This is a genomic window from Terrabacter aeriphilus (assembly GCF_039542985.1).
Lineage (GTDB): Bacteria > Actinomycetota > Actinomycetes > Actinomycetales > Dermatophilaceae > Terrabacter > Terrabacter aeriphilus.
Genome location: NZ_BAABIW010000006.1, coordinates 99,457 through 111,883 on the forward strand (window position 1 = coordinate 99,457; position 12,427 = coordinate 111,883).

At 74.2% G+C, this 12,427-nt stretch carries 11 protein-coding genes; 3 read left to right on the plus strand and 8 right to left on the minus strand.

Features of this window, described 5'->3' with window-relative positions; all coding sequences use genetic code 11:
* Positions 1-14: 14 nt before the first annotated feature.
* From ABD979_RS02725 to ABD979_RS02735, 3 genes are read right to left on the minus strand one after another with little or no spacing between them, the layout of a single operon-like run.
* Entirely contained in the window at positions 15-1,295 is a 1,281-nt protein-coding gene (locus tag ABD979_RS02725) for a class I SAM-dependent methyltransferase (protein ID WP_345505897.1), read from the minus strand.
* Between the two features lie 8 nt (positions 1,296-1,303).
* Positions 1,304-2,722 (minus strand): FAD-binding oxidoreductase, encoded by a 1,419-nt coding sequence (locus tag ABD979_RS02730; RefSeq protein ID WP_345505898.1) that lies wholly within the window; start codon positions 2,720-2,722, stop codon positions 1,304-1,306.
* A gap of 35 nt (positions 2,723-2,757) precedes the next feature.
* Positions 2,758-3,384 (minus strand): LysE family translocator, encoded by a 627-nt coding sequence (locus ABD979_RS02735; protein WP_345505899.1) that lies wholly within the window; start codon positions 3,382-3,384, stop codon positions 2,758-2,760.
* 70 nt (positions 3,385-3,454) lie between these two features.
* Here ABD979_RS02735 and ABD979_RS02740 point away from each other — a divergent pair, with 70 nt between their 5' ends.
* On the plus strand, positions 3,455-4,012 hold the full coding sequence (locus tag ABD979_RS02740; protein ID WP_345505900.1) for a DinB family protein: 558 nt from the start codon (positions 3,455-3,457) through the stop codon (positions 4,010-4,012).
* Here the strand turns inward: ABD979_RS02740 and ABD979_RS02745 are convergent.
* From ABD979_RS02745 to ABD979_RS02755, 3 genes are all read right to left on the minus strand, one after another.
* Positions 3,999-5,246 (minus strand): DUF6596 domain-containing protein, encoded by a 1,248-nt coding sequence (locus tag ABD979_RS02745; RefSeq protein ID WP_345505901.1) that lies wholly within the window; start codon positions 5,244-5,246, stop codon positions 3,999-4,001. The genes ABD979_RS02740 and ABD979_RS02745 overlap by 14 nt on opposite strands.
* The gene (locus ABD979_RS02750) at positions 5,247-5,687 is read right to left on the minus strand and encodes a YciI family protein (protein WP_345505902.1); all 441 of its coding nucleotides are present in this window, start codon (positions 5,685-5,687) and stop codon (positions 5,247-5,249) included. It lies immediately after the preceding gene.
* A 115-nt stretch (positions 5,688-5,802) separates the two neighbouring features.
* Positions 5,803-7,308 carry a helix-turn-helix domain-containing protein gene (locus ABD979_RS02755; protein ID WP_345505903.1) on the minus strand — a complete coding sequence of 502 codons (1,506 nt, stop codon included), beginning with the start codon at positions 7,306-7,308 and terminating at the stop codon, positions 5,803-5,805.
* 568 nt (positions 7,309-7,876) lie between these two features.
* On the opposite strand from ABD979_RS02755, the gene ABD979_RS02760 reads away from it, so the two are divergent.
* Positions 7,877-8,410: a GNAT family N-acetyltransferase gene (locus tag ABD979_RS02760; protein ID WP_345505904.1), complete on the plus strand. Its 534-nt coding sequence runs from the start codon at positions 7,877-7,879 to the stop codon at positions 8,408-8,410.
* On the opposite strand, the gene ABD979_RS02765 is transcribed toward ABD979_RS02760, so the two are convergent.
* Positions 8,371-9,657 (minus strand): APC family permease, encoded by a 1,287-nt coding sequence (locus tag ABD979_RS02765; RefSeq protein ID WP_345505905.1) that lies wholly within the window; start codon positions 9,655-9,657, stop codon positions 8,371-8,373. The genes ABD979_RS02760 and ABD979_RS02765 overlap by 40 nt on opposite strands.
* An 80-nt stretch (positions 9,658-9,737) precedes the next feature.
* On the opposite strand from ABD979_RS02765, the gene pdxR reads away from it, so the two are divergent.
* Entirely contained in the window at positions 9,738-11,270 is a 1,533-nt protein-coding gene (gene pdxR / locus ABD979_RS02770) for a MocR-like pyridoxine biosynthesis transcription factor PdxR (protein WP_345505906.1), read from the plus strand.
* Here pdxR and ABD979_RS02775 read toward each other — a convergent pair.
* The gene (locus ABD979_RS02775; RefSeq protein WP_345505907.1) at positions 11,221-12,423 is read right to left on the minus strand and encodes an MFS transporter; all 1,203 of its coding nucleotides are present in this window, start codon (positions 12,421-12,423) and stop codon (positions 11,221-11,223) included. The two genes, pdxR and ABD979_RS02775, sit on opposite strands and share 50 nt — an antisense overlap.
* Between the last annotated feature and the right edge of the window lie 4 nt (positions 12,424-12,427).

The window sequence follows — 12,427 nt, forward strand, 5'->3', positions numbered from 1 at the left end:
CGCACGCCCTCCGGCTAGGCGCCCCGCACGCCCTCCGGCTCCACCCGGGGTCGCAGCGGGAAACCCGACACGCCCTCGTGGCTCGTGCGCGACGCGAGCACCTGGTGCAGCTGGATCTCGTTGCGTTCGAAGGCGAGTCGTGACCCCGCGAGATAGAGACCCCACACCCGGGCCCGGCCGAGGCCGGCGAGCTCGACGCAGTCGTCCCAGTGCTTCGCCAGGTTGGCGTTCCACGCCGCGCAGGTGCGGGCGTAGTGCTCGCGCAGGTTCTCGTGGTGGCGCACCTCGAAGCCCTCGTCCTCCATGACGCGCACGATGTCGCCGCTGCCGGTCAGCTCCCCGTCGGGGAAGACGTAGCGGTTGATGAAGCCGCGCTCGGGCAGCCCGGCGTGCCGGTTGTCGGGCCGGGTGATGCAGTGGTTGAGCAGCCGGCCCTCGTCACGGAGGCGCTCGCGCAGGAAGCGGAAGTAGGCGGGGTAGTTGCCCACGCCGATGTGCTCGGTGAGGCCGATCGAGCTGATCGCGTCGAAGCCGCGTTCGGTGACGTCGCGGTAGTCGGCGTGGCGAACCTCGGCCCGGCCGGAGAGTCCCTCGGCCTCGATGGCGGACTGCGCCCAGCCCGCCTGCTCGCGCGAGAGCGTGACGCCGAGCGCCGTGACGCCGTAGTGCGTCACCGCGTGCCGCACCATGCCGCCCCAGCCGCAACCGACGTCGAGCAGCCGCATGCCCGGCCGCAGCCCGAGCTTCTGCGCGACGAGGTCGTACTTGTACGCCTGCGCCTGCTCGAGGGTGGCTCCGTCGGTGGGGAAGCACGCGCACGTGTAGGTCATCGAGGGCCCGAGCACCTTCTCGTAGAAGGCGTTCGACACGTCGTAGTGGTGGCTGATCGCCGCGGCGTCGCGCGTGCGGGCGTGCCGCAGGCCCTGGCCCAGGCGACGGACGCGGCTCGGGGTCTCCTCGCGGGGCAGGGTCGGCGGGTGCGGCGGGTGGTGGGCGAGGAAGCGGGCGAGCTCGACGGCGTCGTGGCCCGTAGGCCGGCGCGGCGTGAGCCCGTCGCCGATGACGCGCAGCACCTCGTACGGGTCGGCCTCGTCGATCCCCTCGATGAGCAGGTCGCCGAGCAGGTACGCCCGGGCGAGCCCGAGGTCGCCGGGTGCGGTGAGCACGTGGTTGAGGGCCTCGGGGCTCGTCAGCCGCAGCACGAGCCCGTCGGGGCTGCCGCCCTCGGAGCCGTCCCACGCGACGACCCGCACCGGGGCCTCGGGGCCGAACACGCGGTCGAACGCCTGTCCCACGGTCAATGTCATCGAGCCTGCACCGCCTTCTCGTAGAGCGTGGGGAACCGTCCCCTCGGGTCGTACCGCTGCTTGACGGGGCCGTATGCCGTGCCGCCGTAGAGCGCGGCGAAGGTGGCCTCGTCGTAGAACGCGTCGGAGTAGAGCGACTTGTGGCCGCCGAGCCGCGAGACCTCGGCCTCGATGCGGCGGTTCACGTCGCCGTCGGTGGCGCCGGGCGCGACGGCCACCGTCGACCAGAAGCCGACGTTGACGTAGCGCTCGCCGCGGCGCATCGGGTAGAGCGGCCACGGCGTCTCGCCGCGGGGCTCCTGCTCGCGCAGCTGGACCGGGCAGAGCCAGACCGGCTCGATGGGCACCTCGCGCAGGAACCAGTCGACGAACTCGGCCGTCGCGTCGAGCGGGATCTCGACGTCCTGCACGACGCGCTCGCGTCCCGGCAGGCCGCGCAGGCGCTCGATGCGGCCCATCACGTGGTGGCGGTTCTCGAAGGCGACGATCTTCCAGTAGACGTCGCTGCGCAGGAGCCGGCTCGGCCAGAGGCGCCGAACGGTGGGGTGCTGCGCCCCGAACGCGCGGCTGCACCAGAACCAGTCGGTGTCCCACCTCCACAGGTAGTCGTGGGCGGTCAGGACGTCGGTGCGCCGCTGCTGGATCGACCGGTAGAAGACCTGCTGGCCGGTGTAGTCGCTCGGCCGGGCCTGTCCCTCGAGGTGGTCGGTCCACCGGCCGAGGCAGAGGTAGGCCTCCGACGGCCCGAACACGACGCCGTCGACGAAGTCGACGCGGTCGCCGTCCCACGTCTGGGTCGCCATGACCTCGGCGGTGGCGCCGGTGAGGGCGCCGACCGTGTCGAACCGCACGTGCCGCAGCGCCACGTAGGGTCGCGCTGGCTCGAGCTCGATGAGCAGGTCGAGGGCGTAGCCGAGCGAGCCGTAGGAGTTCGGGAAGGTGTGGAACAGGTCGGCGTGCTCGCCGTCCGGGGTCGCCGTCACCACCTCGCCGTCGCCGGTGAGGATGCGCATCTCGAGCACCGACTCGTGCGGCAGCCCGTTGCGGAACGAGGCCGCCTCGATGCCGAGGCCGGTCACGGCCCCGCCGATCGTGATGGTGCGCAGCTGGGGCACGACGAGTGGTACGTAGCCGTGGGGGAGCAGCTCGTCGACGAGCTGCTCGTAGGTGGTGAGGCCGCCGACGAGGGCCGTGGCCGGCCCGCCGGCATGCCCGGGACGCACCTCGACGACACCGCGGAACGCCGAGAGGTCGAGGCCCGGGCCGGCGGCCGCGTGGCGGTCGCGGAAGAGGTTGGAGGTGCGCTTGGCGAGCCGCACCGGCAGGTCGGGCGGGAGGGCGGCATACGACCGCGTCACCTCGGCCAGCGCACGGGCGTGCCGCGAGGGGGAGGACGTGACCGAGGGGGTTGCCACCGTCGCAGTCAAACAGATCTCCTCGGGGCTCGGGGCTACTCGCGGACCAGCATCGTGGCGCCGAGGCCGACCATCATCACGCCGCCCGTGGCGCCGAGCGAGTCGAGCCGGGACGGCTTGCGGGCGAACCACTCCCGGGCCCGGGCGGCCAGCAGCGCCCACATGCTGTCGCTGCAGACCGCCATGACGCCGAAGACCGCGCCGAGGACGGCCATCTGCGCCCCGACGTGCCCGGCGCCGGCGTCGACGAACTGCGGGAGGAAGGCCACGAAGAAGAGGATCGTCTTGGGGTTCGTCAGCCCGACGACGGCGCCGATGCGCAGCGCGTGCCCGCGCTTGGCCGAGACCTGCGCCTCGAGCGCCTCCCGCGCCTCGTGCCGGTGGCGGATCGCCTGGATGCCGAGCCAGATGACGTAGGCCGCGCCCGCGACCTTGATGACGGTGTAGGCGGTGATGCTCGCGGCGACGACCGCGCCGAGGCCGACGGCCACGAGGACGGCCTGGGCCGTGACGCCGATCGCGTTGCCGACGACGCTGAGGAGCGCGTCACGGCGGCCGACCGTCAGCGCGCGCCCGATGGTGAAGAGCAGGCTGGGGCCCGGCACCTGGATGAAGAGGAAGGACGCGACGAGGAAGGCGACCCATTGGCTCGAGGACGGCACCGCACCAGTCTGCTCCCGGTCGCGCGATTCGGCAGGTGGTTTTCGGGGGTCGGACACTAGCGTCGGGGCCATGACGACACCGCCGCCGCCTCCCACCGTCCGCACCGTGCGCACCGACCCGCCGCTGGCCGCCGACGAGGCGACGACCCTCGTCGCGTTCCTCGACTTCCACCGCGACACGCTGCGCCAGAAGACCGAGGGGCTCACGGCGGAGCAGCTGGCCCAGCCGCTCGCGCCGTCGACCCTGACCCTCGGGGCGCTGCTCAAGCACGTCGCGCTCAACGAGGCGAGCTGGTTCGGCGAGGTGCTGCACGGGCGGCCGATGCCGGAGCCCTGGGCGAGCGTCGACTGGGACGCCGACCGCGACTGGGAGATGACCTCGGCGCGCGACGACAGCCCCGCGGAGCTGCGCCGGCTGATGGACGAGGCCGTCGAGCAGGCTCGCCGCGACATCGACGCGGCGCTCGCCGAGGGCGGCCTCGAGTTCCGGTCGGCGACGCTCTCGCGCAAGGACGACGAGACGTTCACCCTGCGGTGGATCCTGCTGCACATGATCGAGGAGTACGCCCGCCACAACGGGCACGCCGACCTCCTGCGCGAGGCCGTCGACGGCGTCACCGGGGAGTGACGGCCCGCCGGAGGCAGAAGCGACGCAGCGGCTCCACCGACATGACGTCGGCGAGGTCGCGGTAGCGCGCGGCTGCCTGCTCCTGCCGACCGGTGTGCCACTCGAGGTCGGCCAGCGCCAGCGACGCGTCCCGACTCGCGTAGGCCGGGCCGTGCCGCTCGAGGGACTCGAGCTCGCGCTCGACGTCGGCGAGGGCGGCGGACCGGTCGCTGACGGCGTGCGCCGTGGCGACGAGGCGCGCCACCCGGACCGAGGGGGAGGGCCACCGCTGCTCGAGCGCGCCGTAGAGGGTGACGATCCGCGGCCAGTCGGTGTCGGCGAAGGAGCGTGCGCTCGAGTGCAGGCCGGCGATCGCGGCCTCGAGCGCGAAGCGCCCGTCACCCGCGGCTGCGAGCGTCGCGTCGGCGAGGCCGGCTCGAAGCAGGTCGCCGTCCCACCGGCTGCGGTCGACCTCGTCGAGGGCCAGCCCGGTCCCGGTGTCGTCGACGCGGCCCGGACGGCGAGCCAGGCCGAGGCGGATGACGGCCCGCAGTCCGCGCACCTCGGTGTCGGCGGGGTGGGCTGCGACGAGGGCGTCGGCGATCGAGAGCGCCTGCCGGCCGGTGTCGGCCAGGGCGTCGGCCGGGTCGAGCACCGTGCGGTGGGCGACCGTGAACATGCCTGCGACGCAGGCGATCACGACGGGGAGCCGGCGAGCGCGTTCGGTCGCGTCGGGCACGCTGAAGGTGCCTCGCGCGTCGGCGAGGGCGCGCTTGGCGCGGGTGAGGCGGGCTGCGGCGGCGGTCTCCTGGATCCCGAGGTGCCCCGCGATCTCCGGGATCGTCAGGCCGCAGACGACCCGGAGGGCCAGCACCATGCGGGACGGGGCCGAGATGGCCTCGTCGCAGGCGACGAAGAGCAGCGCAAGGCGGTCGTCGAGCCCCTCGGTTCCGCGCAGGGGCAGGTCGTCGGCGTCCATGGCGGTGTGGTCCGCCTCGGGCCGGGCGAGCTCGGGGGCCAGTCGCCGGAGGGTGCTCCGGCGCCTGACGTCGTCGAGCCAGGCCCGCCTGGCCACGGAGGTGCACCACGCGGCATACGACTCGATGGGCGGCCCGCCGTCGCGTTCGTGCGCGGCGGCGCGGGCGACGGCCTCGGCGGCGTACTCCTCGGCGTCGTCGAGGCTCCCGGTGAAGGAGGCGAGGGCGCGCACGATGCGCGGCCACGCCTCCTCGAACTCACCCGAACCGAGCGGCACTCACATCCCCGTCGGGAAGACCTTGCGCCACTCGACGTGGCCGCCCGTGGGCACGAGCGCGGCCACGCGCCGCGCGGTGTCCTCGTCGTCGGTCTCGACCATGTAGAAGCCGGTGATGACCTCGGAGGTGTCGGTGAACGGGCCGTCGGTGTAGACGGCGTCCTCGACGAGGCGGCCCTCGGCGCCGGGCCTGACCGTGCCGCCGTGGCGGGTGTTGGCGAGGGCGGCGCCGCCGATGATGCGGGCCCCCAGCTCGGCCACGGCCTGCTGGAACGCCTTGTGCTCGGGGAACGACTCCTCGAGGTCGGCTGCGGGCGCGGCGCCGGGGGCCGCCGGCGCCGCGGGGTCCTTGCCGGCGGGCGCGGAGTCGGTGTCGCCGCCGAGGTAGGCGTCGGAGTCCCAGTCGCCTTCGCGGATGAGGTAGACGTACGTGTCGGTCATGGTCGGATCCTTCTCGAAGCGGCGCGGTGCGCGGGTGGCGACTCTCGCCACATCATCCTGACGAACTCAGGTCGTGGGAATCGACATGACGGCGCACGTTCTCGGAGCGGGTCGCTCAGCCCGCCCCGAGGCGCTCGAGACGACCCTCGAGGGAGGCCCGGCGGTGGGCGTTGCCGTCGAGGTCGAGGTAGCGCGTACCGAAGGTCGCGAGCAGGGCGTCGTCGAGGCGGCGCACCGCCCCCGGCGGGTACTTGTAGCCCATCCGAGCGATGAGGTCGGCGGCATCGACGGGGGCGACGACCGCGGCGAGGTCGTCGACGGAGGTGATGCCGAGCTCGAGGAGCAGGCCGGAGACCCACGTGTAGTGGTCGGTCCGGGACCAGCCGGCGTCGGCATACTTCGAGGCGAGGAACTTCGCGAGGTCCTGGGTGCTGATCCGCGGGTCCTGCACCTCCGGGTCGGGAGGGCTGGCCGGCAGGGCCATCTGGAGCCGGTCGCGGATGGCCGAGAACTCGCGGTCCGCGAGCTCGATGAGTCCGGCGGCGAGGGTGAATCGGCGGTCGAGGTCGTGGGCGTGCTCCTCGGGCACCGTGCCCTTGTAGCGGATGTCGTGCTCGAACTCGGCCCAGGCGTGCTGCAGCACGGTGCGGATCTGCACCGAGGCGCTGCGTCGCCGCAGCGGCTCGTAGCGCGACGGGACCGTGCGGCTCGCGTCGACGGCGACGAGCTGGTGGCGGCTGGCGTAGCCGAAGCGGCCCGAGCGGGCGGTCTCGAGGCCCATGTCGCGGTCGTCGAGGACGGCGAGCTCCTCGGCGAGCAGCTCGGCCACGGCCGTGACGTCGTCGTGCACGAAGGTGATGACCCGCACGCCGATCTGGTCGGTGATGTCCGTGAGCGGCTCCGGGTAGAGCAGCTGGCCGTCCCGGCGGCGCTCGGCCTTGGACGCGAAGGACGCGACCGTCTTCGTCCGCCCACCCACGCTGAGGTAGTTGATGCCGGCCTCGTCGAGCAGCCCCGTCACCATCTCGACGAAGAGGGCGGTCGCGGCCTCCACGTCGGGACGGATCGCGGCATACGCCCGCGCGACCTCGCTCGTCTCGGAGGTCTCGCTCGTCTCGGAGGGGTGGGAGGAGCCGGTCGTCACGCCTGCGCCGTCGCTGTCGGACATGCGGACATCCTGCCGTGCGGTGAACGCCGGTGGCGACCGGTGGTCGTGGTGCCACCAGAGGTCTTCGCGCTGGGAGGCTCCCCAGCCGTGGCGTGCACCCCACCATGACGGGATCCAGGCGTCCACGGCAGCGTGCGCCGGGAACGCGCGCAGGGCGGCGTCGACGAGCCCGACGGCGCCGTCGGACTCCCAGTCGTCGCACCGCGGGTGCACCTGCTCGCTGTGCGGGCACGGGAACACGTGGGCCAGCCCGACGGAGTAGCCGATCGTCCGGTAGAGCGCGATGGCCGCCTCGAGGGTGATGCCGTGGTGGCCGCTCTCGAGCTTGGCGATGCGGCTCGGCGACACACCGAGCCGCTCGGCGAGCGCCCGCTGGCTCAGCAGGTAGGTGCGGCGCGTGTGCCGCAGGGCGTTGCCGAAGGCGTCGACCCCGTGTCCGAGGGGGAGCGTCATGGGACCACCGTCCCGCGGTAGGCGGTCCGGCGCGGGGTCCTCGCCCGCGCCTGTGGACAGCCGGCCGTGCGGCCAGGGGGCTGTGGACGCGGGTCTGCGGGAGTGCCCCCGCGCGCTCTGCATTGCGTCGTCAGGCGACGCACGGACACGGGCCCGGCCGCGACGTCGCGCCGCTCCTGGGGCGGTCTCCTCGGGCGCTCTGCTTTGCGTCGCAGGGGGAAGCGGGCAGGGTGGGGCGGCCGGTGGACGGATGGCGTCGCCGGCGTCTGCGTCGCGTCGTCCGGTGACGCGTGCCGCTGGCGGGAAGGGCCACCGCGGTGCAGGACGCGCGTGCGTCGCGTGGGCGAGCAACGCAGAGGCTGTGGGTGGTACTGGGTCGGGTCGGGGTCGGGTTCGCGCGTGCGTCGCGTGGGGGAGCAACGCAGAGGCGGCGGGTGGGATGGTCGCCGGTCTCGGGTCGGGGGGTGCGTCCCGGTGGGGGAGCAGCGCTGGGGGGGCCGGGTCGGGTGAGGTGAGCTCATCGGAATCGCGTGGACGCGGGGGCGTGCCGGGTGCGAGCGTGGGGCCCATGCAGCTCGAGACGGCACGACTCACGATTCGCCCCTGGACGCATGACGAGGCCGAGCGCCTGCTCGACATCCAGAGCCGCGTCGAGGTGGTCAAGTGGCTCGGCGACGGCGAGCCGGTGCTCATGAAGGACCTCGACGAGGCGCACGCCCGGATCGACCGCTACACCGTGCGCAGCGAGGTGCCGCCGCTCGGCTTCTGGGCGGTCGAGGTGCGCGAGACGGGCGTCGTCGCGGGATCGGTCATCCTGCTGACCCTGCCGAACGCGGAGCACGACGAGGTCGAGGTCGGCTGGCACCTGCACCCCGACTCGTGGGGTCACGGCTACGCCACCGAGGCCGCCACGGCCGCCATCCAGCACGGTTTCGATGCGGGCCTGCCGGAGGTCTACGCGATCACGCACACGACGAACGAGCGGTCGCAGGCGGTCTGCCGTCGCCTCGGTCTCGACGACCTCGGCGTCATGACGAAGTGGTACGAGGACGAGTCGCGCGTCTACCGCACGACGCCGGAGCGCTGGGCCAACCGAGGCTGACGGGTGGCACCCGAGCGGTAGAGCAGGGCGAGGGCTGCCACCCCGAGCGCCCACAGCGCGTGCACGCCGTTCAGCACGAGCAGCGCGCACACCGACGCGTTCGCGGCGAGCGCCGTCCACCACACGCCCGAACCCCGCGGCAGCAGCCGGAGCGCGGCCGCGGTGCCGAGCACGTAGACGAGCGTGAAGCATCCCGTCGCGAGGAGCATGAGCGGCGCGAGGCCGAGGTCGAGCACCGCGGCCAGGGTGAGCGAGACGAGCGAGCTCGCCGTGACGACGAGGACGCTGCGACGCGGCACCTCGCCGGCGGCGTGGCCCCGCGCGAGCCAGGCAGGCAGCGCACCGTCGCGGGCCAGTGCCGCCCCCAGCCTCGCCCCTCCGGCGAAGTAGGCGTTCATCGCCCCGACGGTGAGCAGCACCGCGACGACGGCGGTCACCACCCTCGCCTGGTCGCCGAGCGCGAGGGCCAGCAGGTCGGAGAGCGGAGCCCGGCTGCGCCCCGCGGCGGGACCCAGCACGAGGATGCTCGTCGCCGCGAGGCCGAGGTAGAGCAGGCCCACGACGCCCACCGCCACCGCCGTCGACCGCGGTACGTCGCGCCTCGGGTGGCGGTAGTCGCCGGCCAGCGAGGCGACCGCCTCCCAGCCGGCGAAGCCCCACACGAGCACCGCGGCGGCCGTGCCGACGGCGGACCAGCCGTGCGGTGCGAAGGGGGTCAGCGACGCGGTCGTGCCGTGCGGCAGGGCCACCGCCATCGTGGCGAGCATGAGCACGGCCAGCGCCGACGCGAGCGCCAGCTGCGCCCGGCCGGAGAAGCGCAGCCCCACGAGGTTCATCGCGCCCGTCCCGAGGACGAGCGCGGCTGCCACCACCGCCGTGGTCGTGCGGCCACCTCCGACGACGTCCGCGACGTAGCCGCCGGCCATCATCGACGCCGGCGGCGCCCCGACCGGCACGGCCCAGTAGAAGCACCACCCGACCGCGCCGGCCGCCCGCTCGCCGAACGCCCTCCGCACGTAGGTCGAGACCCCGCCGCGGTCCGGGTGCCGCGCGCCGAGGGCGGCGAAGGTGCAGGCCAGTGGGACCGACAGCACGACGAGCGCCGCCCACGCGACGAGGGACGCGGGGCCTGCGACCTCGGCCGCGAGAGCGGGCAGGGTGATGACGCCCGTGCCGAGCACGGCGCCCACCGACAGGGCCGCGCCCTGCGGGACCGTGAGCGACCCGCCGAACGCGGTGCTGGCCATGGGTCGAGCCTGCCGCAGTGGTGGACCTGTCGGAAGTTCCACTTCTGGTGCATTCGTTTGGGCCAGTCTAGGCTCGGGCGATGGACGTCCACCTCACGTCGACCGGCTCCGGCGACCTGACGGCCCAGCTCTACGCCCAGCTGCGTGCGGCGGTCCTCGGCGGTCGCCTGCGCGGAGGTGACCGGCTGCCCTCGACGCGCGAGCTGGCCGCGGAGCTCGGCGTCTCGCGCGGGACGGTGACGACGGCATACGACCGCCTGCTCGCCGAGGAGCTGCTCGAGGCCCGGCGCGGTTCGGGCACCTTCGTCGCGGACGGCTGCGCGCCGCCGACCGACGGTCGTCGTGCCCGGGTGGGCGCGATCGCGCCGACGTCCGTCTGGGCGACGACGGGACCAGCCACCGACCGCACCCCCGACCGCACCCCAGACCGCACCCCCGACCGCACGACCGACCTCGCGACCGGTGTCGTGCACGACCTCTCCGTCGGGGTGCCGGACGTCTCGCTCTTCCCGATCGCGACGTGGCAGCGGCTCGTCCGGGGGGCGCTGCGCCGCGAATGGCTCTCGACGCGCACGTATGCCGACCCCGGCACCGGGGCGGCCGGCACGCGCCTCGAGGCGGAGATCGCCCGGCACGTCGGCGCGTCCCGCTCGGTCGTCGCCGCCGGGCAGGACGTCGTGACGACCGCGGGCGCCCAGCAGGCCCTCGACCTCGTGGCCCGCGTGCTCCTCGAGCCGGGTGACGTCGTCGCCGTCGAAGACCCCGGCTACGCCGCGGCCGCGCGGCTGCTCACGACCCACCGAGCCGTCGTGCGCGGCGTCCCCGTCGACGGCGAGGGTCTCGTCGTCGACGCCCTGCCGGATGCGGCGAGGCTCGTGCACGTCACGCCCTCGCACCAGCACCCGACCGGCGTCGCGATGTCGCGGGCCCGACGGGTCGCTCTGCTGGAGTGGGCCGTCCGGCACGACGCCGTCATCGTCGAGGACGACTACGACAGCGAGTTCCGCTTCGCCGAGCGCCCCCTCGAGCCGCTGCAGAGCCTCGACCGCGACGGGCGGGTCGTCTACATCGGCTCGTTCTCCAAGTCCCTCCTGCCGGCCCTGCGGGTGGGCTACGCCGTCGCCCCGGCCAGCCTCACCCCGGCCCTGAGGGAGGCCAAGCGCGTGACCGTCTGGGACGGCGACACCGCCACCCAGGGGGCGCTCGCCGACTTCCTCGCCGAGGGTCACCACGCGGCCCACGTGCGACGGGCGACGAAGGTCTACCGCGCCCGACGGGACGCCCTGCTCGACGAGCTGACGCGCGAGGACGGCCTCGCGCCGTGGCTCGAGGTCGTGCCGTCCGCGGCCGGCCTGCACGTGTGCACGCTGCTGCGCGACCCCGGCGCCGACGACGTCGAGCTGGCCGCCCGGTCGTTGCGGGCTGGGCTGCTCGTCGAGCCCCTGTCGGTGCGGCACGTCGAGCAGCGTCCCCGGCACGGCTTCGTGCTGGGGGTGGGTGCGATCCGCGTCGAGCAGGTGCGCCCGGCGCTCGCCGTGCTGCGCGCGGTGCTGCGCGACGTGCTCAGCCCGTCAGGTCGGGAACCGTCCCGCCCGGGACCCGGCGGCGGATGATCGCGAACTGCGTCGCGAGCGGGACGATGCCGAGGACCAGCACCATGGGGACGGCGAAGCCGAGACGCAGGTCGTCGGCTCCCACGGCGCCGGTGAGCACCGCACCGAGCAGCGCGCCGACGTAGTTGAACTGGTTGAAGCGCGCGATGACCGCGTCGACCGTGTCGATGCGCTCGCCGGCGGACGCGTCGTCACCGCCGGCCAGCGCCCCGGCGGCGGAGAAGCTGAGGGGGGCGATGGTGGCCACGGCCCCACCGAGCACCGTGAAGCCGACCACGGCGACGACCCACGAGGGCGCGAAGACGATGACGGCGAGGGCGAGCGACGCCACGACCCCGCTGATCCGCAGCAGCCAGACCGGGCCGTGCCGGTCGACGAGGCGGTCGCCGACCGCGCGGGCCAGCAGGGTCGCCACGAGGTAGGGGAGCGTGGCGAGGGCGGTCAGGCCGGTGGGGGCGTCGAGCGTGCCGTCGAGGTAGACCGGGCCCCACGTCGTCGCGGCGGTGTCGACCATGTAGAAGAGCACCATGGCGAGCCCGAGCAGCGCGATCCGGCGCCACGGCACGGCGACGTCGGCGCCGGGCGCGGCGAGCCGGTCGCGGCGCACGTAGGGCGCGGCAAGGGCGGCCACCGGCACGACGAGCAGCGGCAGGAGGGCCGGCCCCAGCTCGACGTCGGCCGTGGCCAGCGTGACGAGCGTGCCGAGGATGCCGCCGGCGGTCCAGAACCCGTGGAAGGACGGCAGGATCGGCCGGCCGTAGAGGTGCTCGACGGTGACCGCCTGCATGTTGGACGACGCGTCGACGAGACCGAGGGCCAGCCCGTAGACGGCGAGCCCGGCGACGAAGACCCCGAAGGTGGGCGCGACGAGCAGGACGGCGAAACCCGCGGTCGCGGCGACGAGGCCGAGCCGGACGACGACGGCGCTCGAGGACCGGCCGGCGACGAGCTCGGCGACGACGGAGCCCCCGCCCGCGAGCAGCACGACCATGAGCAGCAGGCCGCTCACGGCGAGCTCGTCGAGCGACCACTTCTGCTGCACCTGCGGCAGGCGGGTCGTCAGAGAGATGAAGAGCAGGCCCTGGACGAAGAAGGCGGTCCCGGCGGCGAGCCGGGAACGCACCAGCGAGGACGGGGGCAGCGGCGGCGTCACGCTC